Here is a 24,922-nt window from a genome sequence, read left to right on the forward strand (position 1 = left end):
GTCGCCTCCTTGGGGGCGCGTGCGGAGGCCGTCCCGTACCCCTCAATACTCACCAGCACCCCGGGTACCGGCAACAGGGGCGCTGCCGGGCGGGTTCACTGCGCGGGGCCGCCGCGCTCCTCGCGGATCTGCGCGACCACCCGCGCGACCGTGCCGCGTACGGCCTCGGTCTCGGTGAGGAAGTGCCAGTAGTCGGGGTGCCGGCCGCTGTCCAGCGCGGCGACCGCGCGGTCCAGCCGGGCCACCGCCTCGTCCAGCGGGCGGGCGTGCCGGGGGTCGGGCGCGCTGCGGCCCGTCATGGCGAGCCGCTGGGCGTCCCGGAGCGCGAACCGGGTCCGCTCGATCTCCTGCCGGGGGTCCTTCTGGACGGCGTTCAGCCTGGCCAGCCGGTCCCCGGCGGCCGAGACCGCCTCGTCGGTGGTGTTCAGCAGGGCCCGTACGGTCGACAGCAGCGAGGTGGCGTCCGGCCAGCGCTGGGCCTCCCGCGCGGCGCGGGCCTCGGCCAGCTTGCGCTCGGCCTGGCGGACGTTCTCGGCGGCCTGCTCGGGCACGTGCTGGAGGTCCTGCCAGCAGGCGGCGGCGAACCGGCGCCGCAGCTCGCTCAGCACCGGCTCGACCTGGCCGCTGCGGGTGGTGAGGGCCTGGGCGCGGGTGCTCAGGCTGACCAGGCGCCGGTCGATCTCGGCGGCGCGCTCCGGCAGCCGCTCGGCCTCGGCCCGGATCGCCCCGGCCTCCCGCTGCACCCGCTCGGCCCGCTCCAGCGTGGCCGCCACCCCGTGCTGCCCGGCGCCCTGGTTGAGCCGGGTCAGCTCGGGGGAGAGGGCGGCGAGGCGGGCGGCCAGGTCATCGGCGCCGAGCCGCTTCTCGCGTACGGCGTCCAGGGCGTTGCTCGCGCCGAGCAGGGCCTGCCGGGCGCGCTCGACCGCGGGTGCCAGCCGGGCGAGCCGGGTCTCGGCGCTGCCGAGGAGGGGGCCGAGGGAGGCGGAGAAGCGGTCCAGCTCGCCCTTGACCCGGACCAGCTCGTCCTTGGCGGCGGTCAGCTCGGTACGGGCCTGGTTCGCGGCGGCGGCGTCGAGGTCGTCGCGGTCGAGGTCCCGGGCGTCGACGGCCTGGATGTACGTCTGGCTCGCCTCGTCTATGCGCCGGCCGAGCGCCTCGAAGTCGGCGACGGCACGGCGGGCCGCGGGGGAGTCGTCGACCGCGGAGATCGTCTCGATGGAGATGCGCAGGTCGCGCTGGGCGGTGTCCAGCTCGTAGAACGCGGCCGCGGCCGCGTCCTTCGCCGCCTGGGCCTCGGCCCGCTGGCTCTCGGCACGGCCGCCGAACCAGCGCCGGGTGCCGCCGCCGGCGAACGCGGCGGCCATGGTGAGGGCGGCCAGCACGGGCAGGCTCATCAGGGTGAGGGCGTCGCGCACGGGGGACGGCGGGTGCGGGTGGGTCTGCGCTGCTGACGTGCCCGGTGTCGCCGTCACATCCCTCTCCCGTGCTGCGGTTGGCCCTGGGTGGTGTCATTCTCCCACCCGTTGAAGACGAACACACGGCCCGGTCAGTTCGCCCCCGCCGCCATGGGTTCCGGGGTTTGCCGGGCACCGCCCGAGGCAAGGTAGGCTGTCGACTCGTCCCGGCCACGCGCCGGGTCGCGGGTGCGTAGCTCAGGGGTAGAGCGCCTGCCTTACAAGCAGGATGTCGGCGGTTCGAAACCGTCCGCGCCCACAGCGAGAAGTAGCAGGCCAGAGGCTTGTGACGGCCCTCCGGGAGTGTCCCGGGGGGCCGTTTTGTCTGTCCGGAGCGGCTACTGCGCCCGTACCGGCCGCCCCCGTACCTCCAGGCTGTCCAGCAGCTCCGCCGTGGCCTGGGTGACGGCCTCCACGGCACGGTCGAACGCCTCGCGGTTGTGGGCGGCGGGGGCCCGGAAGCCCGAGACCTTGCGTACGTACTGCAGCGCGGCGGCGCGGATGTCGTCCTCGGTGGCCTCACCGGGCAACACGGGCGGCCGCAACGTCTTGATACTCCGGCACATGTCTCAAGTCTCCTCCAACGGGGCCGCGTGTGAAGGATGATCGCGCGAGGCGGCCACCGGATGTCGGGGCCGACCGCAGGAGAGGACACGTTCATGACGAACAGGCCCACGGTGGCGATACTCGGCCCCGGTGGCGTCGGCGGACTTCTCGCCGCCCTGCTGTCCCGTTCCGGGCACCGGGTGATCTGCCTGGCGCGGGAGGGCACGGCGGAGGCGCTGCGCCGGGACGGAATCCAGGTGCGCAGCGGGCAGTTCGAGGACTTTCACGCGGGTGTGGCGGCGGACACCGAGCTGCGCGAGCCGGTCGACGCCTGCCTGATCACCGTCAAGCACACGACGCTGGACGCGGCCCTGACCCGCGTACCGCCCGCCGTGCTCGGTGACGCCCTGGTGGTGCCGCTGCTGAACGGCGTCGAACACCCGGCGTCGCTGCGTACGCGGTACGCGCCCGAGCTAGTCGCCCCCGCGACGATCCGGGTGGAGTCCACCCGCGTCCGGGCCGGGGACGGCGAGGGCGTGGTGATCGAACACGGCAGCCCCTTCACAGAGATCGACCTCGCGGGCGCGGGGACGGTACGGCCCCGCGTGGACGCCCTGGCCTCGGCCCTCACAGCGGCGGGTGTGACGGCGCGCGTGGTGGACGACGAGACGGCGGCCCTGTGGGCCAAGATGGCGTTCCTCGCCCCGTTCGCCCTGCTCACGACGCGGTACGGGGTGCCGATCGGCGAAGCCCGTACGCGCTACCGCGCGGAGCTCCAGGCCCTGGTGGCCGAGGCGGCGGAGGTCGGCCGCGCCTGCGGTGCCCCGGTGGACCCGGCCGGGTCCCTCGCCCGCTACGACCTGTTCCCGGCGGCGGCCAAGTCCTCGATGCAGCGGGACGCGGAGGCGGGCCGGGCGCTCGAACTCGACGCGATCGGCGGGGCGTTGCTGCGCGCGGCGGAGCGGCGCGGGGTGGCGGTGCCGGTGACGGCCCGGTTGGTGAGGGAGCTGGGCGGTGCCGGCGCCTGAGGCCACTCGTTCGAATGAAGTGCCCGGCGTAGCTCGCCACTGAAAATCGAACAGGCGTACCATTGCCGTGTGTCTGCGTCCCATGGATTCCCCAGTGACCTGCTCGCCGGGCAGGAGGAGCTGCATCAGATCAGGGCCGAGCTGTCGGCCCTGCTCAAGCGGCTGCCCTGGTCGGTCGAGCCGCTGGACGGCTTCACCGACGACACCGGCTGGCGCAAGATCGAACGCCCCGCCTCCCCCGGCTGGACCGCCGACGAACAGGCCGAGGTCGAGAAACTCCGCCGCCGCGAACACGAACTGGCCGTCTTCATCACCGGCCACCGCTACTGGACCGAGATAGCGGCAGCGGACCGCGTCCGGGCCCGCTCGGAACTGAAGCACGCCCACGAGCAGGAGTAGCTCCGGCGGGCACACGGCTCCGAGGCCGGCACGCGCGGGTGTGGTGTACGCCTGCTCAGGACGCCGCGGGGCGTCGGCGCATCAGGTACGCCGCGGCGGCGCCCGCTCCGGTGAGGGCGGCGACCGAGACGGCTGTCGCCAGCCAGGCGGTGCCGAGCCAGCGGGTGCCGTAGTAGCCGAGGGCCGCGCTGTAGGCGGCCCAGGAGAGGCCGGCGAGGGCGGACCAGGGGACGAAGTCGCGGGCGCGGCGGTGGGCGGCGCCCGCGCAGAAGGAGACGACCGAGCGGCCGGCGGGGGCGAAGCGGGCGAGGACCACCAGGGCGCCCCCACCGCGCGAGAGCGCCTCGCCGAGACGTTCCTGCGCGTTGGTCAGCCGCCGGGAGCGGGCGATGGCGCGGTCCAGCCGCTCACCGCCGCGCCAGGCCAGCCGGTACGCGACCAGGTCGCCCAGCACGGAGGCCGTGGCCGCGAGCAGGATCAGTACCAGGATGTCCGGCACGTCGTGCGGGACCCGCCCCGCCGCCGCACCCGTACCGGCCGCCGCCGCGGTGGCCGCCGCGATGACCAGGACGCCGCTCGGCAGCACCGGCAGGAAGACGTCGAGCAGGACCGAGACGGCCACCACGGCATAGATCCATGGACCGGCCGCCAGTGACCCCACGCTCTCCAGCACGATTACTCCCCGTCGTTCCCCCGATTACAGCCATACAGCGTACGCCTGACCGGTGACGGGAGGTTCATGGGGGGATCAGGTGATCATCACAACATGTTCACGGCGGTCGAGTCGAAACGCCCCGTACGTCGCCATTCACCCGTGCGGCGCGCCCACGGGGCGGCCGGGGCCCATGTCCGGTGCCAGCACGGGCGTCACCGGCCGAACCCCTGCCCCGCCCGACTCGTTGATCGCAGGGCCCTGACGGCTGGTCAGGGTCGTCGATGCCGCGTGAGCGTCGCCTCGGCAGCTCCGGGCGCCGATCGCGATACCGGGCCTCAGGCCGTTATCGGCTCCCGCGTCCGCTCCCCCTCCGGCGAAGCGACCCGCCGGGAGGCCAGCAGCCGGTCCAGGCCGAACGCCCCCGAGCCCGTGAAGACCAGCAGGAAGAAGGTCCAGCAGAACAGGACCGACAGTTCGCCGCCGTTCTGGATGGGCCAGAGGGCCGCCTGCTGGTGGACGTCGAAGTAGGCGAAGGCCATGGAGCCGGAGGCGAGGAGGGCGGCGCCGCGGGTGCCGAGGCCCAGGAGGACCAGGGTGCCGGCGACGAGCTGGATGAGCGCCGCGTACCAGCCGGGCCAGCTGCCGGCGGCGATCGTGCCGCCGTGGGTGCCCGCCGCGCCGCCGAGGACGCCGAAGAGCGAAGCGGCGCCGTGCACGGTGAACAGCAGGCCGATGACGATGCGGAAGAGCCCGAGCGCGTACGGCTGGGCGGCGTTGAGACGTGCGGACATGGGGGGAGGTCTCCTCTTTCGGGGGAGGGCCCAGGTTAGGTATGCCTCACTCATACTTGCAAGTTCAACATTCAGCCATGATCGGAAAACGGCGACGGCCCGCCCCGGCCGGTGAGGCCAGGACGAGCCGTGGACGTGGAGGCGCGGGGGCGGGGCGCCGTCAGCAGCCCGACAGGTAGTTCGTCAGCGCGCTCTTCTCCGCCGAGTCCACCGAGAGGTTGTAGTAGTACTTCACCTGCACCCATGCCCGGACATAGGTGCACCGGTACGACGTGAGGCCCGGCATCCAGGTCGCCGGGTCCTGGTCGCCCTTGGCCTGGTTCACGTTGTCCGTGACCGCGAGGAGCTGCGGCCGGGTGACGTCGTTGGCGAAGCCCTGCCGCTGCGCCGTCGTCCACTTGCTCGCGCCGGAGTCCCACGCCTCGGCCAGCGGGACGAGGTGGTCGATGTCCACGTCGGAGGCCGCGCTCCAGGTGGCGCCGTCGTACGGGGAGTACCAGCTGCCGCCGGTCGCCACGCAGGCGGAGTCGGTCGTGACGTTCGTGCCGTCCCGCTTGAGTATGTACTCGCGGGTGTTGCAGGTGCCGCTGATCGTGATCCAGGTGGGGAACAGGTCCCGGTTGTAACCGGTGCGGTTCTCGGTGGCCACGGTGAGCTGCGAGAGGTAGCTCCGGGCGGTGGCGCCGCTGACCGGAGTGGGCAGGGCGGCCGAGGCGGCCGGCGAGTTGAGAAGTGCGGCGGAGGCGAGCAGACCGGTGGCCGCGGCGACGACACCGAGCCGTCGACGCGCGTAGAACCGGGACGATCGGGACATGCGGAACATGGGAACTCCCTTGTGGGGTGGGGGTGTTGGCGCGCGGGCAGGGGAATGCTCGCCAGGTGGCGTTGCGGTGGGGTGAGCGCCCGGTAAGAAGCTAGTGACGCGTCCATGACACGACAAGGTTCATGACGGAACTTTCACGTCCCGTACCATGGGCGGTGCAGAAGGGGAGTAGCTCTTCGCCGGACCGTCGACATACTGCTCAGCCAGCCTGAGCCGGCGCCCGGAGGCGGAATCCCGTGGGACCCGCCAGCGAGACCTTCGGCAAGCAGTGCACGCCCGTGCCCTCGAGGTGCGGGTGCCCGATGTGCTGCCGTGCCGAGGTGTCTCACGCGTGAAACGCGCACTCTCGGCGGGGCGGCCCCGACCGATTGAGGAACCTTGATCAGCATTACCGTGACGGCGCTCGTCTTCGGCGTCATCTTCCTCGCCGAACTGCCGGACAAGACCGCGCTCGCCGGCCTCGTCCTCGGCGCCCGTTACCGCGCGTCGTACGTCTTCGCCGGTGTCGCCGCGGCCTTCCTGGTGCATGTCGTGCTCGCCGTCGCGGCGGGCAGCGTGCTGACCCTGCTCCCGCAGCAGATCGTGCACGCCCTCACCGGCGTCCTCTTCCTCGGCGGCGCGGCCGTGCTGCTGCTGAAGAAGGACGAGGGCGAGGAGGAGATCAAGAAGCCCGCCGACCAGTCCTTCTGGAAGGTCGCCGGTACGGGCTTCATGCTCATCCTGGTCGCCGAGTTCGGTGACCTCACCCAGATCATGACCGCCAACCTCGCCGCCCGCTACGACGACCCGCTCTCCGTCGGCCTCGGCGCGGTGCTCGGCCTGTGGGCGGTGGCCGGCCTCGGCATCGTCGGCGGAAAGGCCCTGATGAAGCGGGTGCCGCTGCGTCTGATCACCCAGATCGCGGCCCTGCTGATGATCGGCCTCGGCGTGTGGAGCCTGTACGAGGCGATCGCCGGCTAGGGCCTGTACGGGGACGCGGTGCCGGTGGAGCGGGCGGCCGCGGCCCCACCTCCGAGACGCCCCCGCCGGCCGGTTCCCGCGCCCCGCCGCAGACCCTCGGGGGAGGCGCGGTGGCGGGATGCCGTCCGCGTTTTGTACCGTGGAGGAACAAAGTGGCTCCCGCCCGCTTCCCCTGACCGGCGGGCGGGGCCGCCTTGTCCCCGACAGGGACCCCCGCCGGACGTCCTGTCCCCACAGGGCCCCCTCGACCGGGGCCCTCGCGTCTTTGGAGCTGCCGATGGCCACCGAACCCGCCGTTCTCACCGCCCGCGCCCTCCTGCTCGACATGGACGGCACCCTCGTCAACTCCGACGCCGTGGTCGAGCGCATCTGGCGCCGCTGGGCCGCCGCCCAGGGGCTCGACGGCGACGAGGTGATGAGCGTCGTGCACGGCAGGCAGGGCCACGCCTCCATGGCGCTGCTGCTGCCCGAGCGCCCCGTCGAGGAGAACCTCGCGGACAACGCCCGCATGCTCGCCGAGGAGACCGCCGACATGGACGGCGTGGTCGAGGTCCCCGGCGCCACCGCCTTCCTCGCCGCCCTCACCGGCACCCCGCACGCCCTGGTCACTTCCGCCGACGTGGCCCTCTCCACCGCCCGCATGGCCGCCGCCGGCCTCCCCCTCCCCCAGGTCCGCGTCACCGCCGAGTCGGTGGGCGCCAGCAAGCCCGACCCCGAGGGCTTCCTCAAGGGCGCCGCGGAACTCGGCATCGACCCCGCCGACTGCGTGGTCTTCGAGGACTCCGGCGCGGGCATCGCGGCGGGCCGCGCGGCGGGCATGCGCGTGGTGGGCGTCGGCCCGCGCGCCGGGCAGCACGGTCCGGACGCGCTGGTGAAGGACCTCACCGAGCTGCGCGTGGAGCCGCAGGAGGACGGCACGATCCGCCTTCTCATCGGCTGACCGCCCCCGCAAGCCGGGGCCGCCACCCTCGCCCCCGACAGGCCGCAGCCCCCTCGACCGCCGAACATGGGAGCAGGCAACCGAGGGCTGGGAGGTCTTCATGGCCTTGGACACGCATGGCGCCGCCGAAGAGGTCCGCCGGGGTGAGCACGTCGGCGGGAATGTGCTCGTCTCCATCGGGGCCCTGCTGCTCGGGCTGTTGCTGGCCGCGCTGGACCAGACGATCGTGTCGACGGCGTTGCCGACCATCGTGAGCGATCTGGGCGGGCTGGAGCATCTGTCCTGGGTCGTCACGGCGTATCTGCTGGCCTCGACCGCGGCGACCCCGTTGTGGGGGAAGCTCGGGGACCAGTACGGGCGGAAGCGGTTGTTCCAGCTCGCCATCGTGATCTTCCTGATCGGGTCCGCGCTGTGCGGGACGGCGCAGAACATGCCGCAGCTCATCGGGTTCCGGGCACTTCAAGGGCTCGGCGGCGGCGGGCTGATGGTGCTGTCGATGGCGATCGTCGGTGACATCGTCCCGCCCCGTGAGCGCGGCCGGTACCAGGGGCTCTTCGGGGCCGTGTTCGGTGCGACCAGCGTGCTCGGGCCGCTGCTCGGCGGGCTGTTCACCGAGCACTTGAGCTGGCGCTGGGTGTTCTACGTCAACCTGCCCCTCGGGATCGTCGCCCTCGTCGTCATCGCCACCGCCCTGCACATCCCGCGCCGTACCTCCCGGCACGCCATCGACTACCTCGGCACCCTGCTGATCGCCTCCGTCGCCACCTGCCTGGTGCTGGTCGCCTCGCTCGGCGGGACGACCTGGCCCTGGGCGTCCCCGCAGATCATCGGGCTCGCCGTCCTGGGCGTACTGCTCGCGGTCGCCTTCGTCGCCGTGGAGCGGCGGGCCGCCGAGCCGGTGCTGCCCCTGAAGCTGTTCGGCATCCGCACCTTCACCCTCGCCGCGGTGATCAGCTTCATCGTCGGCTTCGCCATGTTCGGCGCGATGACCTACCTGCCGACCTTCCTCCAGGTCGTGCACGGCATCTCGCCCACCATGTCCGGCGTGCACATGCTGCCGATGGTGGTCGGACTGCTGCTGACCTCCACCGTCTCCGGGCAGATCGTCAGCCGCACCGGCCGCTGGAAGGTGTTCCCGGTCGCGGGCACCGCCGTCACCGCCCTCGGGCTGCTCCTGCTGCACCAGCTCGACGAACACAGCTCCACGCTCGAGATGAGCCTGTACTTCTTCGTCTTCGGCCTCGGACTCGGCCTCGTCCTCCAGGTGCTCATCCTCGTCGTGCAGAACGCGGTGTCCTACCAGGACCTCGGCGTCGCCACCTCCGGCGCCACCTTCTTCCGGTCCATCGGCGCCTCCTTCGGCGTCGCCATCTTCGGCACCGTCTTCTCGGGCCGCCTCGGCGACAAGCTCGCGGAAGCCTTCCGGGGTGTCCGGCTGCCGGCCGGCGTCTCGCCCGGCGCGCTGGAGGCCGACCCGCGCGGCATCGGCGCGCTGCCGCCCCCGCTGCGGCCGGCCGCGCTGCACGCCTTCTCCTCGTCCATCACCGACGTCTTCCTCTACGCCGCCCCGGTCGCCTTCCTCGGCTTCGTGCTGGCCTGGTTCCTCAAGGAGGACCGGCTGCGCGGCTCGGTCACCGCGCCGGACGCCTCCGAGACCATCCCGCCCAACCCGGTCCACCGCTCCTCCTACGAGGAGGTGTGCCGCGCGCTGTCCACGCTCGGTACCCGCGAGGGGCGGCGGGAGATCTACGAGGAGATCACCGCCCGCGCCGGGTACGACCTGCTGCCCGCCGCGAGCTGGATGCTGCTGCGGATGCGCAAGCACGGGTCCGTGGAGCCGTACGTGCTGGCCGAGCGCGCTCCCGTGCCGCTCAGCACGGTGCTGGCGGCCGCCCGGCAGGTCGAGGAACGGCGGCTCGCCGCGCGTGACGGGCTCGAGCTGTCGCTCACCCCGGCCGGGGCTGAGGTCGCCGAGCGGCTCGCCACGGCACGCGAGGACTCGCTGTCCGACCTGCTGGGGGACTGGTGGGGGCCCGGACGGCCCACGGATCTGGTGCAGTTGGTGAAGGAACTCACCGCCGAGCTGTGCGGTTCCGAGCGGGAGCGTCCGCAGGTACGGAAGCCCGGCTGAGGTCCTTGGTGAACCAGTGCTCGGCGTACGGGTCCTCGTTGTGCCGTTCCGTCTCGGTGTAGCCGAGCCGGGCGTACAGGGTGCGGGCCTCCACCAGGTCCGTGCGGGTGTCCAGGATCATCCGGCGGGCGCCGAGGGCTCGGGCGGCCTCCTCGGCGGCGCGGACCAGCGGGGCGGCGCCGCCCCGGCCGCGCGTGTGCGGGGACAGGAAGACGCGGGTCAGTTCCGCGGTGTCCGGGTCGAGCAGGCGTACGCCCGCCGAGCCGGCCGGTTCGCCTCCGTACCGCGCGACCAGCAACTCGCCTGTCGGCGGGGCGAGTTCGGCGCCCGTGCGGGCCGCGATCTCCCGCTCCAGCTCGGCCGGGCCGGTGCGGTGTCCCTCGTGCAGCAGATACCAGCGGTCGCTGACCTCGGTGTAGTACGCCCGCCAGAGGGCCGCGGCCACCGGCGAGTCGTACGGTTCCGGGGCGATGGTCCACGTCGTCATGCGGACCATCCCAGCGGGGGGCGCGGGGCGCGGGCAAGCGGGTTTCAGGCGCCGGTGCCCTTCAGGCGGCGCCACTCGGCCACGACCTCGTCCACGTCGTACGGCTTCTTGCCCAGCGGCGGGCCCGGCGGGGGACGGAACATCATGTCCCGGATCTTGACGTTGACGGCCGTGATGATCTCCCGGACGGCACGCTCCGAGGGTGCCGCGTAAGCCGCCGCGAGCGCGTCCTCGGCCTCCTTGCGCAGGGCGAGTGACGGGGGCAGTACCGCCAGGCCCTCGCGGGCCATCTTCCGCTTGACCCACCAGAGTTCGTCGTACGCGCTGTCCAGTCCGGCGGGCAGGGGCTTACCGGTGCCGGGCAGCTCGTCGAACTCGCCGCGGCGCTGGGCGGCGCTGATCTGGTGGTCGACCCACGACTCGAACGGGACACCCGGTGGCTTTCGCTCGGTCATGCCCCCCATTGTGCCGGACGTGGACGAGCCGGGCGTTCTATCATGCGGCGGCGGTGCGGCGATCAGGGGTCCGCGCCAAGGGGCTTCAGGGGGAACACGCGTGCTCGAACTCACCATGGCCGCCGTCTCCGGCGAGGAAGCGGGTGCCACGGCCGGCATGACGATGGCCGAGGCGCCCAGCGAACCGGGCGCCGCGCTCCGCGTGGGCCGGGACGCCGCGGTGTGCCGGCTGGTCACCCCGGAGGACTGGCTCTTCGTCTCCCGTGTCCACCTGGAGTTCCTCTGCGGCCCCGACGGCGGCTGGCAGCTCTCCTGGCTCCACGGCTCCCAGCCCGACCCCTCCTCCGAGGTCCGCCTCACGGTCGGCGAATACGCCCAGACGGTCCCCTACGGCGGCTCCGTCCGCCTCCCTCGGGGAGCCTCGGGCGAGGTGGTCGTCCAGGACCGCACGGCTCCCCGCAGCGTAAACGTGGGCTTCTACCACGAGGCATAGCCGCCGCAGGCTCAGCGATGAGGCGTGGCTGCCGTCGGCTCAGCGATGAGGGGAGCCCGCCGCTCCACGGGGTGAGGCCCCCCTCCGGGGCGTTGCGGGGAGCCCCAGCGGAGTGGTGGCCCGTGAGCCGGGGGCTCGTGAGCCCGTGTGCACGCGCCAGCTCCCCGGCGCGCTGTCCGCCACCCGGTGTCCCGCAGCCCGGCGCGGCCCCTGCGGGGTGGTGGCGGGGCGCTGGGTGGGGGGTCGGTGGAGTCAGGGGGTGGACGGCGCCCCCGCCATCCGGACCGCGGGGAGCTGTCGGACGACCGGCGCCGACGGCCGGGGCACGGCGCGCGGACCGGACTACGGCAGAAGCTCCGGCTCCGGGTGAACGGCGAGCTGGTCGCCGCCCCCGACGCCGCCCCGGTCCCGGCCGCCGCCCGGCACCTCCCGGCGCACCGTGTGGATCACCGGCCTGGTGACCTCGCCGGGGCGGGTCGCCCGTGGGCTTGGTTTTTCGGGTGGTGCTGCGGCTCGGTGATTCGGCTCGGCCGTCTCCGTGGGGGCGGAGTGTGCGCGGCGGCGCCCCACGGCAGCCGTCGCGCGGCGGCCCGGCCGACAGTCGGTGTCCGCCGCGGAAGGGGGCCTCAGCCCACCACCCGTGCCAGCGCGAAGCCGTCGTACCCCTTGCCGCCCACCGTCTGGAGGGCCGTGCCCGTCAGGCGGGGGTGGTCGGCGATGAGGTCGATGGCGGTACGGGTGCCGGTGATGGCGGGGTCGGTGCTGGTGGGGTCGGCCACGCGGCCGTCGCGGACGACGTTGTCGAGGATGATCAGACTGCCGGTGCGGGTGAGCCGGAGGGCCCACTCGACGTAGTGCGGGTTGTTGGCCTTGTCGGCGTCGATGAAGACCAGGTCGAAGGGTGCCGGGTTCTCGTCGGCGAGGTTGGGGAGGGACTCGAGGGCCGGGCCGACCCGTACGTCCACCATCCGGTCGAGGCCCGCGCGAGCGATGTTGCGGACCGCCACGTCGGCGTGTTCCGGGTTGTGCTCCAGCGTGACCACGCGGCCGTCCTCGGGCAGGGCGCGGGCCAGCCAGATGGTGCTGTACCCGCCGAGGGTGCCGATCTCCAGCACCGTACGGGCGCCCTGGATCTGCGCGAGGAGCTGGAGGAACTTGCCCTGGGTGGGGGTCACCGCGATGGACGGCAGCCCGGCCGCCTCCGAGTCGCGCAGCGCGGCCCGCAGGACGTCGTCGTCCGGTGCGAGCCGGCTGGTGAAGTAGAGGTCGACGTCGTCCCACCGCTGCGACTCGCTCATGCGTGTGCTGCCTTTCCCGAGTGTCTGCGCAAAGCCTCTGCCAGGGTCCATGGTGCCCCCCGGAAAGACAGAAGTGGGCGCAGGAACCGTCGGTACGGTTCCCGCGCCCACCTGGCCCGGAGATAAGGCCTCCTACTGCTCGGCCTCCACCGCGGGCGGCGAACCCGGCAGCGGACGGCCGGCGGACTCGCTCATCCGCCACACCGCGAAGCCACCGATGACGGCGGCCGCCATCATGTAGTACGCGGGCATCATCAGGTTGCCGGTCGCGCCGATCAGCGCGGTGACCACCAGCGGGGTCGTACCGCCGAACAGGGACACCGAGACGTTGAAGCCGATCGACAGCGAGCCGTAGCGGACCCGGGTGGGGAACAGCGCCGGGAGCGCGGCCGGCATGGCGGCGGTGAAGCAGACCAGCAGCAGACCCAGCGCGCCCATGCCGAGCGCGACGGCGAGCAGGCTGCCCTGGCGGATCAGCAGCAGGGCCGGGATCGACAGGAACAGGAAGCCCGCGCAGCCCGCGGCGATCACCGGACGGCGGCCGACGCGGTCGGTCAGGGCGCCCGCGAACGGCTGGACGATCATCATCAGCGCCATCACGCCGAGCACGACCAGCAGACCGTGCGTCTCGTCGTACTTCAGCTCACTGGTGAGGAAGCTCGGCATGTACGACAGCAGCATGTAGTCGGTGACGTTGAAGACCAGCACCAGGCCGACACAGAGCAGCAGCGACTGCCACTGGCCCGCGAGCATGTCGCGCAGCGGCACCTTCGGCCGGTTGGTCTCGGCCTTCTCGACCTCGGCGGCGAAGGCCGGGGTCTCCTCCAGGCGCATCCGCAGGTACAGGCCGATGATGCCCATCGGACCGGCGATCAGGAACGGGATGCGCCAGCCCCAGGAGAGCAGGTCGTCGCTGGAGAGCAGGGCCGTCATCAGCGTGACCAGGCCCGCACCGCCGATGTAACCGGCCAGCGTGCCGAACTCCAGCCAGCTGCCGAGGAAGCCGCGCTTCTTGTCCGGGGCGTACTCGGCGATGAAGGTCGAGGCACCGGCGTACTCACCGCCGGTGGAGAAGCCCTGCACCAGCCGGGCCGCCAGCAGCAGCAGCGGCGCGCCGACGCCGATGGAGGCGTACGACGGAATCAGGCCGATGGCGAACGTGCCCGCCGCCATCATGATCATCGTGACGGCGAGGACCTTCTGGCGCCCCACCCGGTCGCCCAGCGGGCCGAAGATCATACCGCCGAGCGGGCGGACGAGGAAGGCGGCCGCAAAAGCGCCGAACGTCGAGAGGAGCTGTGCAGTCGGATTCCCGGAAGGGAAGAAGACTTTGCCCAGCGTCACGGCGATGTAGCTGTAGACGCCGAAGTCGAACCACTCCATGGCGTTGCCGAGCGCGGCGGCCTTGACGGCACGCTTGACGAGCGCGGGGTCGGTGACCGTGGGCTCTGCCTGGGCCTTCGGGGCCCGAAGGGACTTCGGACGGGGACTGACAGCGGTGGCGGCCAAAACGGAACTCGCCTGCCTTTCGACGGGGACACGGACAGCGCCGGACGACGACGGCGACGGCGTGCGTCAGGCAGAAAAGAGACGATAGGAGGGTTTCGGCCCCTTACGTCCTGTGCGCGAGACGTTGCTTTCTGCAAAGAAACCGCGTCTACGCTGGTATGACTGCCCTGTTTGTCGAGCATGATCCCCACTAAAAATGTGATCCATATCGCGTCCCGGAGCCGAAACCGCACCCTCTTCGGACTATCGTCATCCGGACAAATGGGTGACGGACACACCGTGACGCGATGGGGCGGGAGGCCACGAGGCGTGGTGGACGTGGAGCACGGCGGACGGTCGGCGGACACCCTGGCGACGGCCGGAGCCGGCCCCAGAGCCCGGCTCCGCGCCGCCCGGCTCGCCCTGTGGGCGGTCGCCGCGATCCTCGCGGCCCGGCAGATGGCCCTCGTCCTCACCACCCCGAGCGGGCAGCGCCTCACCGACCTGGAGACCTGGGTCGGCCCGGACGGCGTCCTGCACGTCAACGGCTCCCTGTACGACTCCACCCGGTTCACCGGCACCCCCTTCGCCGGCCTGGTCCTCAAGCCGCTCACCCGCGCCGCCGAACAGGCCCTCGGCTGGGGCTGGACCTTCGGCACACTGCTGCTGGTCGTCGCCCTCGGCCTGGTCGTCGCCCGCGCGCTGCCCCGGCCCGTGGGGCGCCGTACCGCCCTGCTGGCCGCCCCCGTCGCCATCAGCCTCCTGATGGTGTCGCTGCCGGTCCGCAACACCCTCTGGCTCGGGCAGACCAGCGTCATCCCGGTCCTGCTCGTCCTGCTGGGCTGCTTCACCGTGCGCGGCGAACGCACAGCAGGCGTGCTCATCGGCCTCGCCGCCGCCCTCCAGCCGACGGTCCTGCTCTTCGCCCCGCTGCTCTGGTTCACCGGCCGCCGCCGGGCCGCGCTCGGCGCCGCCGCCGCCTTCGCCGGGGGCACCCTGCTCGCCTGGGCCGCGATGCCGGGCGACTCCCTCACCTACTGGGTGCACCACATGGCGGGCGTCGGCCTCGGCGGCAGCGCCGACGCGCTCGCCAACCAGTCGCTGCACGGCGCCCTGCTCCGGTCCGGGCTCAGCGGCCCGCCGGAGATCGCGCTCTTCCTGCTGCTCGGCACGGCCGTCGCCGTCCTCGCGCTGCGCCGGGCCGTGGGCTACGCCCGTGACGGGCAGCTCCTGCTCGCCGTGGCCGTCACCGGGTGCGCGGCCGTCGCCGTCTCCCCGACGACCTGGCAGCACCAGCTCCTCTGGGTGCTGCTCGCGGTGGCCGGCCGGGTCGGGAGGCGGGCCGCGGACCGTACGGTCTGGCCGGTCGCGGTGGTCCTGGTGACCACGCTCCCGCCGACGATGATGCTGCCGAACACGCCGGTGATGTACCCGCTGCGGGACAACCTCGTCCTCCTCGCCGCGCTGGCCGCCGCGACCGCCGTCCCCTTCCTGCCGCGCAGCTCCCCGCACTACGCCGCCCCGGCGCCCACCGTGTACGCCCGTCAGGTCCCGGCCCGGTTCGCACGCGTACCGCTGCTGCCGTTCCTGCGGCGCTCGTTCACCCGGCCCAATCTGCTGCTGGAGCTGCTGCTCATCCGCGTGACCTATGCGGCCTACGCGCAGGTGCGGCTCGCGGCGACCGGGGGCAGCAACCAACTCGGGCGCGAGACCGCCGAGCGCCACGGGCGGCTGGTGCTCGACGCCGAGCGGTTCCTGCGCATCGACATCGAGCACGCCGTCAACCACGCGGTCGTCCGGGTCGGCTGGCTGCGCGGGTTCCTCGACTTCTATTACGAGTCCTTCCACTTCGTCGTCCCGCTGACCGTGCTCGCCGTCCTCTACTGGCGCCGCCCGGTCGACTACCGCTGGGCCCGGACCTCCCTCGGTTTCGCCACGCTGCTCGCGCTGACCGGCTTCTGGCTGTTCCCGCTGGCTCCGCCGCGTCTGATGCCGGGGCTCGGCTTCGTCGACACCGTGCACGGGGCTCAGGACCTCGCCAACCCGGACTACGGTGCGATGACCGCGATCACCAACCAGTACGCGGCGATGCCCTCGCTGCACTTCGGGTGGTCGCTGTGGTGCGGGGTGGTGATCGCGATCCTCGCGCCGCGCTGGTGGATGAAGGGGCTCGGGCTGCTGCATCCGCTGCTCACCGTCACGGCGATCGTGGCCACGGCCAACCACTGGGTGCTGGACGCGGTGGGCGGGGCACTGGTGGTGGGGGGCGGCTTCGCCCTTGCGTACGTGCTGCTGGGGCCCCGGGGAATCGTCGCCTCCGGCGAGGTCGGACGGCCGCCGGGGCCGCGCAAGCCGCAGGAACAGTCGCAGCCGGTCAGCTCCGGCTGAGGCGGGTGCACACCCCGACGCGAGACCTCGACCGCCCCCTCGCCCCGCGCCGCCCTCGGGAGCGGCGCTCCACGGCACCCGCGCTCGTGCCCGCCGTACTCGCCACGGTCCTCGGGCTGTGGGGGCTCACCCGGCACGGCAGCATGTGGCGCGACGAATCCGTCACCTACCGGGTGGCTCACCGTCCGCTCGGCGAACTCCTCGCGCTGCTGGGCCACATCGACGCCGTGCACGGCCTGTACTACCTGCTCATGCACGGCGTCCTCGCCCTCTGGGACGGCGGCCTTTTCGCCCTGCGCCTGCCCTCGGTGCTGGCCACCGCCCTCGCCGCCGCCGGGGTCGGGGCACTGGGCTCCCGCCTCGCCGGACCACGGAGCGGCGTTCTCGCGGGCGTGCTGTTCGCCCTCTTCCCGGCGACCCAGCAGTACGCGCAGGAGGGGCGGTCGTACGCCCTCGTCACCGCCGGGGTGGTCTGGGCGACCTACCTCTTCCTGCGCGGAATCGGCTCAGCCGGGCGCGGCTGGTGGGTGGGGTACGGGGTGTTGCTGGCGGTCGTGTGCTGGGTGCACGAGTTCGCCGCGCTGGTGCTGTCCGCCCACGCGGTGACGCTGCGGCTGCTGGGGGTGCGGTGGCGGAGATGGGCGGTGGCGGCGGCGGGGGTACTGGTCGCGGTGGCGCCGCTGGCGGTGGTCAGCGCCCGGCAGGCCGACCAGCAGCTGGGCTGGCTGGGCCGCCCGAGCCCAGCCATGTGGCTCGCGTTCCTGGCCGTATCGGCCCCGGGCCTGCTGCTGAGCCGTGTCCCGGCCCTGGCCGACCGCACGGTGACCGCGCTCGCCCTGCCCCTGCTGATCGTCCCGCCCGGCGTCCTGATCACCGCCTCCCTGCTCAAGCCGTGGTACGTCGACCGCTACGTCCTGTACGCCCTGACCGGGCTGGCCCTTCTCGGCGGCCTCGCGCTGGACCGGTTGCCGGCGCACCTCGAAAAGGCCGCCGTCTGCCTGCTGGCCCTGGCCTTGCTCCCCGCCTCCCTGGCGGTCCGGACCCCGGAGAGCCGCAAGGACGACGTGGTGGCGGTCGCCCGGACCGTACGGAAGCTGTCCCGCCCCGGCGACGGCGTGCTGTTCCTGCCGTCCCGCCGCCGCGAGTGGCTGCTGTCGTACCCCTCCCTGTACGCCCGCTTGCACGACGTGGCCCTGGCCCGTTCCCCTGCCGCTTCCCACACCCTCCAGGGCACGGAGCTGCCCCCGGACACCATCCGGTCCCGCCTCTTGGCCACGCCTCGCGCGATCGCCCTGACCGACCCCGATGGCCAGCCCCTTGACCCCTTCCCCCAGGAGGAGGTCAAGCGCCGCACGCTCAGGGAGTACTTCGAGGAGTGCGAGCGGGTGCGGGTCTGGGGCGCTCAGGTGGTGGTCTACGTACGGAGACCGGACCTCGGCTCGGCCGCACGGGGTGAGGGCTGCCCGGGCGGCGGCGGGCAGTAGCGGGGTCAGTCGCGGTCCGGCGCCAGGACCGCCAGTACCGCTGAGGCCAGTGCCGCCAGTAGCAGAGGGACGCCCAGGCCGTGGTGGAGGACCAGCCAGGCGCCCAGGCAGGCGCCGGTGAACATGGAGAGGACCGCGGCTGTGCGGCGGGGGGAGCGGTCGGCGGTGCCGCTGCCCAGGCGGGACTCGGCGGCCAGGCCCGTCAGGGTCATGGTCAGGACTGTGGTGGTGAGGTCGGGGACGCCCAGGGCACGCACGGTGGCGTTGCGCAGGCCCATGGCCAGCGCGGTGAGGGCGATCAGGGCGTAGCGGGTGCCGGGGCGTTCGGGCCAGGCCAGGGCGATGGCTGCCGAGGCGCCGACCAGCAGGGCTTCCGCGACGAGGGTCAGCCGGGTGGCGCGGCGGACGCGGGAGGTGAGCCGGCCGCCTGCCGCCGCGCCGGCGAGGAAGCAGCCCAGCGAGGTGGCTGTGAGGGGTACGGAGAAGCCGGGGGCGCCCACCGCGGCGAAGCCGAGGATGACCACGTTGCCGGTCATGTTGGCCGTGAAGACGCGGCCGAGGCCCAGATAGCCGACCGCGTCGATCAGCCCGCTCACCACGGTCAGTACGAGCAGGACCCACGGGAGCCGCATCGTCCTGGGCATCGCGTCCTCCGGTCGGGCGGGCGGGGGCCGGACCAGTGGACCACGGGGGTGCGGACATGCGCGCGCACCCTCGCCGAGCGGTGGCGAGGGTGCGGGAAGGAAAGGGGGTGGGCCGTCGACCGTGGGTGGTCGTGGCACCGGATGGCCCGGTGCGGGGGAACGGCCCGCAGGCGGGGACGGCTCAGTACCAGCCGTTGGCCTGCCAGAAGTTCCACGCCTGGGCGGGGCTGCCGTAGCGGGAGTTCATGTAGTCCAGGCCCCACTTGATCTGGGTGGCGGGGTTGGTCTTCCAGTCGGAACCGGCCGAGGACATCTTGGAGGCGGGAAGGGCCTGCACCAGGCCGTACGCGCCGGAGGAGCTGTTCTTGGCGGAGACGTTCCAGCCGCTCTCGTGCTCGACGATCTTGCTGAACGCGTTGTACTGCGCGGCGTCCGGGATCATCCGGTGCGCGACGGACTGCGCCGAGGACGGCGCCGGGTTGGTCGCGGCCTGGGCGGGGGCGGTGCCGAGGGCGACACCGGCGACACCGGCGGCCAGGGCGGCCACGGTGACGGCCTTCTTCGGGGAGACGATGCGGCGGATGGCGGAGAACGACACGAAAACCTCTTACGTGGGGGACGATGGGTCGCCGTTCGCGTTCCAGCACGCTCCGCGTGGTGGCCGCAGGCGTCGGCGCCGCGGCCCGTGAGGACCGTGGCGCCTGGCGACGGCCTCCAGAGAACCAAGCTTCCGAAACGTCCGCAATACCCCCTTTTACTAGTTGTGGCCGGATCGCCAAGGATGCCCTCATGTGTGACCTGGCTCTCAAAGTCCAGGTCAGAGGGGTTGCAAGAAGGTGCATAACGGGCGTAACGGTCTACGATTCGAGGTCGTAGGTGACGTCGGTCATATGGGCTGCCTCACGCACCGGGTGCGTCGAAGGTGACCGGCGTCTCGAAGGCGGCCCGCCGGGTGGCCCGGCGCAGGGCGCGCAGCACGGCCGGGCCGAGGGCCAGGGTGAGGACGACCGTGCAGAGGGCCCGGCCCAGGTCCCAGCCCATGGAGGTGGCCAGGCAGTAGGCGAGGAAGCGGGCCAGGTTGGCGGGCACCGCCGCATGCGGGTCGAAGGAGATGTTCGACGCCATGGTTCCCATGAACGGCCAGCCGGCCAGGTTCATGACCGTGCCGTAGGCGAAGGCCGCGAGAAAGCCGTAGCAGGCGAGCATCGCCGACTCGGAACGGCCGCGCAGGCGGGCGGCGCCCGGCAGCAGGCCCGCGCCCATGGTGAACCAGCCCATCGCCAGCATCTGGAACGGCATCCACGGCCCGACCCCGCCGGTCAGCAGCGCGGACGCGAACATCGTCACCGAGCCGAGCACGAACCCGAAGCCGGGCCCGAGCACCCGCCCGCTGAGCACCAGCAGGAAGAACATCGGCTCGATGCCCGCCGTACCCGCGCCGATCGGCCGCAGGGCCGCTCCGGTCGCCGCGAGCACCCCGAGCATGGCGACGGCCTTGGGACCGAGCCCCGACTCCGAGATGGTCGCCGCCACCACCGCGACCAGCAGCACCAGCAGCCCGGCGAACAGCCAGGGCGCGTCCTCGGCATGCGCGCTGACCTGCGAGTCCGGCGGCGCGAGGAACGGCCACCCGAACGCGGCCACCCCCACCGCGCCGACCAGCACGAGCGCGGCGACGGAACGGGGGCCGAGCCGGACGGCCCGTACGGCGGGAGACGTCATGCCAGCGCCTTCCGTACCTCGGACACCGTCAGCCAGGGCTGCGGGGCCAGGATCTTGGTGACCTGGGGCGCGAAGGAGGGCGAGGACACCACGATGTCGGCCGTGGCGCCGTCCGCTATCACCTCGCCGTCCGCCAGCAGCACCACCCGGTGCGCGATCTCGGCGGCCAGCTCCACGTCGTGCGTGGCCAGCACCAGGGCGTGCCCCTCCGCCGCCAGTCCGCGCAGCACGGCGACCAGGCGGGCCTTGGCCGCGTAGTCCAGGCCGCGCGTCGGCTCGTCCAGCAGGAGCAGCGGAGGGCGTGCCGTCAGGACGACGGCGAGCGCGAGGGCGAGACGCTGGCCCTCGGAGAGGTCGCGGGGGTGGGTGTCGTCGGTGATGCCCGGCAGCAGCTCCGACACCAGGGCCCGGCAGGTGCCGGGCGCGGCGTCCGCGTCCTTGTCGGCGGCGACGCACTCGGCGCCCACCGTGTCGGCGTACAGCAGATCGCGCGGCTCCTGCGGCACCAGGCCGACCCGGCGCACCAGTTCGGCGGGCCTCAGCCGGTGCGGGGCGGCCCCACCGGCCAGGACGGAACCGGAGGTGGGCGCGACGAGCCCGACCAGGGAGCCGAGCAGCGTGGACTTCCCGGCGCCGTTGCGGCCCATGAGGGCGACGGTCTCGCCTGGACCGACGGTCAGGTCGACGCCCCGCAGCGCGTCGACCCGGCCGCGCCGTACGGCGAGGTCCCGCACCTCGGCGACCCGCGGCTCGGCGGGGGAGGAGCGCCGGAAACGGCGGCGGGACGGGACGGCGGTGACCTGGGGGAGACCGGGGGACTCCGGCACGGCACCGGCGAGGCTCTCCCGCAGCGGCCCCGCCCTGCGCCGCGCGTCCCGGACGGTCAGCGGCAGCGGGCTCCAGCCGGCCAGCCGGCCCAGCTCGACCACCGGCGGGATCACCGGGGAGACGGCCATCATGTCGGCCGGGGCGCCGAGGACCGGGGGAGCGCCGGGGGCGGGCAGCAGCACGACCTGGTCGGCGTACTGGACGACCCGCTCCAGCCGGTGCTCCGCCATGAGGACCGTGGTGCCCAGGTCGTGCACCAGGCGTTGCAGGACCGCGAGGACCTCCTCCGCCGCGGCCGGGTCCAGCGCCGAGGTCGGCTCGTCCAGGACCAGTACGCGGGGGTGCGGGGTGAGCACCGAGCCGATGGCGACCCGCTGGCGCTGCCCGCCGGACAGGGTGCCGATGGAACGGTCCCGCAGATCGGCGAGGCCCAGCAGGTCGAGCGTCTCCTCCACCCGGCGCCGCATCACCTCCGGAGCCAGCCCCAAGGACTCCATGCCGTAGGCGAGTTCATCCTCCACGGTGTCGGTGACGAAGTGCGCGAGCGGGTCCTGGCCCACCGTGCCGACCACGTCGGCCAGTTCGCGCGGCTTGTGAGTGCGGGTGTCCCGCCCCGCCACCGTGACCCGGCCGCGCAGGGTGCCCCCGGTGAAGTGCGGGACCAGCCCGCTGACCGCGTTAAGGATCGTCGACTTGCCCACCCCCGACGGGCCGACGAGCAGCACGAGTTCACCCTCGGGCACCTCGAAGTCCACGCCCCGGACGGTCGGTCCGGCCGCCCCGTCGTACGTGACGGCGACGTCCTCGAAGCGGATCACGACGGCTCCTTGCGGTCCTGGGGTACGACGAGCACGGGCAGCAGGCCCAGCAGGATGGCGGCGGCCGGCCACAGCGGCAGCGCGGGTGCCGCCAGCGGGACGACACCGGGGTGCAGCGCGCCCGGATCGCGTACGGAGGCCAGCGCGAGCAGCGCGGCGACGGCCGCGCCCGACCCCGCGACCAGCCACGCCCGCACCCCCCACGGCGCCGGCCGGTACCGGGTGCGCGGCGAGCGCCGGCCGCCCAGGCGCAGCCCGGCGAGCGCGGCCAGCGCCCCGGCGAGCAGCACCGGCATCCCGTACACCCCGCCCTCGGCGGTGAGCAGCCCGTACGTGCCCGCGCACACCCCGAGCAGGCCGCCCAGGGTGAGCGCGGTCGTGGTACGGCGCACCGGCGCGGGCACCTCGGCGGTACGGCCGTAGCCGCGGGCGTCCATCGCGGCGGCCAGCGCGACCGAGCGCTCCAACGCGCCCTCCAGTACCGGCAGTCCGACCTGGAAGAGCCCCCGCAGCCCCCGGTCCGGGCGCCCCCGGAGACGACGGGCGGCGCGCAGTCGCTGCACATCGGCGATGAGATGCGGGGCGAAGGTCAGCGCGACCACCACCGCCACCCCCGCCTCGTACAGCGCGCCCGGCAGCGACTTGAGCAGCTTGGCCGGGCTGGCCAGGGCGTTCGCGGCGCCGACACAGACCAGGAGGGCCGCCAGTTTCAGGCCGTTGTAGCCGGAGAACAGCAGCGCCTCCGCCGACACCGGCCCGCCCAGCCGGATGCCCTGCGCCCAGGCGGGCAGCGGGATCTCGGGCAGGGTGAACAGCACATGCGTACCCGGCACCGGCGAGCCGAGCACGGCCGTGAACGCCAGCCGGATCAGCAGCACGGCGACGGCCAGCTTGGCGAACGCCGTGTACGAGCGGGCCCACGGCGCGCTGGAGCGGTGGACCGCCACCACATGGCCCGCCACCGCCGTCAGCAGGGCGAGCAGCAGCGGGTTGGTGGTGCGGGTGGCGGCGGTGCCGAGTCCGAGTGACCACAACCACCAGGCGCCGGGGTGCAGTTCGAAGCGTGTCCGGCTGCGGACGGGCACGGTGGTACGGGCGGCGCGGACGCCGGTGTCAGGCATCCCGGCGCCGCCGCGCCTGCCAGAACGCCGCCCCGCCGAGCACGGCGACGACGCCTATGCCGAGGGGGAGACCGAGGGAGGGGCCGTCGTCCTTCGGGGCTGCCTTGTCGGACGGCTTCTCGTCCGCCGCGACCTGCTCCCCGCACCCCCGCGCCGGGTAACCGGCGATGGCGCACAGCAGGGCGTTGCTGTCGTAGCGAAGCGGCTTGGCGGTCCCGGCCAGGGCCTCGGCGGTGCTGGCGTCCGGAGAGACGCGGGCGCAGACCGTACGCGTGGCGGGCGGGCTCTCCCCGGAGGGAGCGTCGGCCCTGGTGCCGAAGTCGAGAACGAGCGCGACCCGCTTGGTGCCCGCCTTCGCGGGCGTCCGCGCGCAGATCGTGCCGAAGTCCGCCGCGCCGCGCGGCCGGTCCGCGTCCGAGGAGTCCGCGCTGACCGCGAACCGGAAGCCCCGCACCGAGCCGTCGTCGGGGCGCTCGGAGGCCGGACCCTGGGTGGCGTACGTCCACCGGTCGCCGGAACGGTCCCAGAAGGACCAGTACCGGTATCCGGCGGCCCGCGCCCCGGCGGCGGCGGTGAGGACGAGGAGGGCCGCGACCAGCACGGCCGCGGCACGGCGGACCGAGGTCACGGGCGGTTCTTCTTCCGGCCGCTGAACAGGAAGCCGACGCCGATACCGGCGACCAGGCCCACGCCGATGATCCACCACACGCTGTTGCCGGACTTCTCGGTGGCCTTCTTCTCCGGCGCGGCGGCCTGCTTCGCCGGGGCCGGGCCCAGCTTGTCCAGGGCGCGGACCAGGTCGGTCCCGCCGAAGTCGTGCGGGTCGGCGCCGACCGCGTGCGCGCTCAGGATGAGCTGGGCGTAGGCGGCGGGGCCGCTCTGCTGCGCCCACTTCGCGGCGTTCTTCTTCAGCCAGGCGTACGGGGCCTTCGCCTGCTTCGTCCAGCCGTCGGCGGCCAGCGCCACCACGGTGTCGGCGGTGTTGCCGAAGTCGGGCTGGTTCTCGGCGCCGGGCATCGCGGACATCAGGTGGCCCGACTTGGAGACGGCGCCGATGAGATGGGCGGAGGCGTTGTCGGCCAGGCGGGCCGGGGTCGCCTTGCCGTCCGAGGCGCAGGCGGGGGCCTTGTCGCGGGCCTTGCCGGGCGCCACGACGAAGCCCTTGCCGAGCGCGCCGAGCACGCCGGCGGCCGTGGCGTCCGCGTTGGCCTCCAGCTTGCCCTTCTTGTCCGGCTGGAAGGCGAGCGCCCCGCCGCCCTTCTGGGCACAGGGCACGGCCAGCGAGGCCAGCGCCTGATCCGGGGTCTTCCCCTTGCCGCGCAGCTCGGCCGGCTTCTCACCGGCGGCGGCCAGCGCGCCCACCACGACGGAGGTGGAGTTGGTGTCGCTCGGGCCGCCGGGGGAGTAGCCCCAGCCGCCGTCCTTGTTCTGCTGGGCCTTCAGCCAGGTGACGGCCTTGCCGGTCACGTCGTCGTGCCCGCCGAGCGCGGCGAGCGCCTGGACGGCGGCGGCCGTGCTGTTGGTGTCGGCCTGCGCGCCCTTGCCGCCGCACGCGGCGCCGGTGTCGGCGCGGAAGGAGGCGAAGCCGCCGTCGGCGCACTGCTGGCCGGTCAGCCACTTCACGGCCTGGTCCGCGGGCTTCTCACCGGCGGTGTGCTGCGCGAGCAGGGCGAGGGACTGGCGCCAGACGCCGTCGTACGTGGGGTCGCCCTTGCCGAACAGCCCGGCCGGGACCGTCACCTTCGGGGACGGGGCGGCCGTGGCGGGCGCGGCTGCGGCCAGCACGCCTATGGCGGCGAGAGCCGCGGCACTGCGGCGGACGTTCATGGTCGGCGACTGCCTCTCCTGCGAGGGCCCGACGCGCACGGGAACCACCCCGGCGGCCCGGCCCCGTATGCCTCGACGGTGCCGTGCGGGGCACAGCGCCCCGCACGTGAGCCGGTCAACCTCCCGTCGGGGCGTTCCGGCT

At 73.4% G+C, this 24,922-nt stretch carries 24 protein-coding genes and 1 tRNA gene; 9 read left to right on the forward strand and 16 right to left on the reverse strand.

The features are described 5' to 3' along the window. Positions 1-95: 95 nt before the first annotated feature. The gene (locus E5082_RS06260; RefSeq protein ID WP_135790276.1) at positions 96-1,472 is read right to left on the reverse strand and encodes a hypothetical protein; all 1,377 of its coding nucleotides are present in this window, start codon (positions 1,470-1,472) and stop codon (positions 96-98) included. 169 nt (positions 1,473-1,641) lie between these two features. Here E5082_RS06260 and E5082_RS06265 point away from each other — a divergent pair. Further along, positions 1,642-1,713: transfer RNA gene (locus E5082_RS06265), tRNA-Val, on the forward strand. Between the two features lie 79 nt (positions 1,714-1,792). Here E5082_RS06265 and E5082_RS06270 read toward each other — a convergent pair. Continuing rightward, complete coding sequence (locus tag E5082_RS06270) at positions 1,793-2,020, reverse strand: DUF2277 domain-containing protein (protein WP_135790277.1); 228 nt, start codon at positions 2,018-2,020, stop codon at positions 1,793-1,795. 93 nt (positions 2,021-2,113) lie between these two features. Between E5082_RS06270 and E5082_RS06275 the strand changes: the two genes are divergently transcribed. After that, a complete protein-coding gene (locus E5082_RS06275; RefSeq protein WP_135790278.1) occupies positions 2,114-3,028 on the forward strand; it encodes a ketopantoate reductase family protein in 915 nt (304 codons plus the stop codon). Positions 3,029-3,097: 69 nt separating this feature from the next. Continuing rightward, positions 3,098-3,427: a hypothetical protein gene (locus E5082_RS06280; RefSeq protein ID WP_135790279.1), complete on the forward strand. Its 330-nt coding sequence runs from the start codon at positions 3,098-3,100 to the stop codon at positions 3,425-3,427. Positions 3,428-3,482: 55 nt separating this feature from the next. On the opposite strand, the gene E5082_RS06285 is transcribed toward E5082_RS06280, so the two are convergent. The 3 genes from E5082_RS06285 to E5082_RS06295 all read right to left on the reverse strand — a co-directional run bounded on the left by E5082_RS06285 (position 3,483) and on the right by E5082_RS06295 (position 5,687). Then, positions 3,483-4,100, reverse strand: a complete 618-nt coding sequence (locus tag E5082_RS06285) for a DedA family protein (RefSeq protein WP_135790280.1) — start codon at positions 4,098-4,100, stop codon at positions 3,483-3,485. 317 nt (positions 4,101-4,417) lie between these two features. Beyond that, a complete protein-coding gene (locus E5082_RS06290; protein ID WP_135790281.1) occupies positions 4,418-4,873 on the reverse strand; it encodes a DoxX family protein in 456 nt (151 codons plus the stop codon). A 160-nt stretch (positions 4,874-5,033) separates the two neighbouring features. Continuing rightward, positions 5,034-5,687, reverse strand: a complete 654-nt coding sequence (locus tag E5082_RS06295) for an HNH endonuclease family protein (RefSeq protein ID WP_135790701.1) — start codon at positions 5,685-5,687, stop codon at positions 5,034-5,036. Positions 5,688-6,074: 387 nt separating this feature from the next. Between E5082_RS06295 and E5082_RS06300 the strand changes: the two genes are divergently transcribed. The 3 genes from E5082_RS06300 to E5082_RS06310 all read left to right on the forward strand — a co-directional run bounded on the left by E5082_RS06300 (position 6,075) and on the right by E5082_RS06310 (position 9,727). Next, positions 6,075-6,656, forward strand: coding sequence for a TMEM165/GDT1 family protein (locus tag E5082_RS06300; RefSeq protein ID WP_135790282.1), 582 nt, complete (start codon positions 6,075-6,077; stop codon positions 6,654-6,656). Between the two features lie 277 nt (positions 6,657-6,933). Then, complete coding sequence (locus E5082_RS06305; protein WP_135790283.1) at positions 6,934-7,596, forward strand: HAD-IA family hydrolase; 663 nt, start codon at positions 6,934-6,936, stop codon at positions 7,594-7,596. Between the two features lie 100 nt (positions 7,597-7,696). Further along, positions 7,697-9,727, forward strand: a complete 2,031-nt coding sequence (locus tag E5082_RS06310) for an MDR family MFS transporter (protein ID WP_135790284.1) — start codon at positions 7,697-7,699, stop codon at positions 9,725-9,727. Here E5082_RS06310 and E5082_RS06315 read toward each other — a convergent pair. Both E5082_RS06315 and E5082_RS06320 read right to left on the reverse strand, forming a co-directional pair. Next, complete coding sequence (locus E5082_RS06315) at positions 9,669-10,214, reverse strand: GNAT family N-acetyltransferase (RefSeq protein WP_135790285.1); 546 nt, start codon at positions 10,212-10,214, stop codon at positions 9,669-9,671. The two genes, E5082_RS06310 and E5082_RS06315, sit on opposite strands and share 59 nt — an antisense overlap. Before the next feature lie 44 nt (positions 10,215-10,258). Then, the gene (locus E5082_RS06320) at positions 10,259-10,669 is read right to left on the reverse strand and encodes a DnaJ family domain-containing protein (RefSeq protein WP_135790286.1); all 411 of its coding nucleotides are present in this window, start codon (positions 10,667-10,669) and stop codon (positions 10,259-10,261) included. 100 nt (positions 10,670-10,769) lie between these two features. On the opposite strand from E5082_RS06320, the gene E5082_RS06325 reads away from it, so the two are divergent. After that, entirely contained in the window at positions 10,770-11,162 is a 393-nt protein-coding gene (locus E5082_RS06325) for a hypothetical protein (RefSeq protein ID WP_135790287.1), read from the forward strand. A 626-nt stretch (positions 11,163-11,788) separates the two neighbouring features. On the opposite strand, the gene E5082_RS06335 is transcribed toward E5082_RS06325, so the two are convergent. Both E5082_RS06335 and proP read right to left on the reverse strand, forming a co-directional pair. Beyond that, positions 11,789-12,460: an O-methyltransferase gene (locus E5082_RS06335; protein WP_135790288.1), complete on the reverse strand. Its 672-nt coding sequence runs from the start codon at positions 12,458-12,460 to the stop codon at positions 11,789-11,791. A 132-nt stretch (positions 12,461-12,592) separates the two neighbouring features. Beyond that, positions 12,593-13,969, reverse strand: coding sequence for a glycine betaine/L-proline transporter ProP (gene proP / locus E5082_RS06340; protein ID WP_135790289.1), 1,377 nt, complete (start codon positions 13,967-13,969; stop codon positions 12,593-12,595). Positions 13,970-14,278: 309 nt separating this feature from the next. Here proP and E5082_RS06345 point away from each other — a divergent pair, with 309 nt between their 5' ends. Both E5082_RS06345 and E5082_RS06350 read left to right on the forward strand, forming a co-directional pair. Beyond that, positions 14,279-16,336 (forward strand): bifunctional glycosyltransferase 87/phosphatase PAP2 family protein, encoded by a 2,058-nt coding sequence (locus tag E5082_RS06345; protein WP_135790290.1) that lies wholly within the window; start codon positions 14,279-14,281, stop codon positions 16,334-16,336. Between the two features lie 5 nt (positions 16,337-16,341). Continuing rightward, positions 16,342-17,820 (forward strand): glycosyltransferase family 39 protein, encoded by a 1,479-nt coding sequence (locus E5082_RS06350; RefSeq protein ID WP_229918679.1) that lies wholly within the window; start codon positions 16,342-16,344, stop codon positions 17,818-17,820. A 5-nt stretch (positions 17,821-17,825) separates the two neighbouring features. Here the strand turns inward: E5082_RS06350 and E5082_RS06355 are convergent, their stop codons facing one another. From E5082_RS06355 to E5082_RS06385, 7 genes are all read right to left on the reverse strand, one after another. Continuing rightward, a complete protein-coding gene (locus E5082_RS06355; protein WP_135790291.1) occupies positions 17,826-18,464 on the reverse strand; it encodes a YoaK family protein in 639 nt (212 codons plus the stop codon). A 181-nt stretch (positions 18,465-18,645) separates the two neighbouring features. Continuing rightward, on the reverse strand, positions 18,646-19,062 hold the full coding sequence (locus E5082_RS06360; protein WP_135790292.1) for an aggregation-promoting factor C-terminal-like domain-containing protein: 417 nt from the start codon (positions 19,060-19,062) through the stop codon (positions 18,646-18,648). 302 nt (positions 19,063-19,364) lie between these two features. Then, positions 19,365-20,186 carry an ECF transporter S component gene (locus E5082_RS06365; protein ID WP_135790293.1) on the reverse strand — a complete coding sequence of 274 codons (822 nt, stop codon included), beginning with the start codon at positions 20,184-20,186 and terminating at the stop codon, positions 19,365-19,367. Further along, a complete protein-coding gene (locus E5082_RS06370; RefSeq protein WP_135790294.1) occupies positions 20,183-21,832 on the reverse strand; it encodes an ABC transporter ATP-binding protein in 1,650 nt (549 codons plus the stop codon). Before E5082_RS06370 ends, E5082_RS06365 begins: the two co-directional genes overlap by 4 nt. Then, positions 21,829-22,953, reverse strand: coding sequence for an energy-coupling factor transporter transmembrane component T (locus E5082_RS06375; protein WP_135790295.1), 1,125 nt, complete (start codon positions 22,951-22,953; stop codon positions 21,829-21,831). Before E5082_RS06375 ends, E5082_RS06370 begins: the two co-directional genes overlap by 4 nt. Next, on the reverse strand, positions 22,946-23,581 hold the full coding sequence (locus tag E5082_RS06380) for an SCO2322 family protein (protein WP_135790296.1): 636 nt from the start codon (positions 23,579-23,581) through the stop codon (positions 22,946-22,948). The genes E5082_RS06375 and E5082_RS06380 overlap by 8 nt, the downstream gene beginning before the upstream one ends. Next, on the reverse strand, positions 23,578-24,780 hold the full coding sequence (locus tag E5082_RS06385) for an SCO2321 family membrane protein (RefSeq protein ID WP_135790703.1): 1,203 nt from the start codon (positions 24,778-24,780) through the stop codon (positions 23,578-23,580). Before E5082_RS06385 ends, E5082_RS06380 begins: the two co-directional genes overlap by 4 nt. Positions 24,781-24,922 lie beyond the last annotated feature (142 nt).

It is taken from the genome of Streptomyces griseoluteus (genome assembly GCF_004784465.1).
GTDB lineage: Bacteria > Actinomycetota > Actinomycetes > Streptomycetales > Streptomycetaceae > Streptomyces > Streptomyces griseoluteus.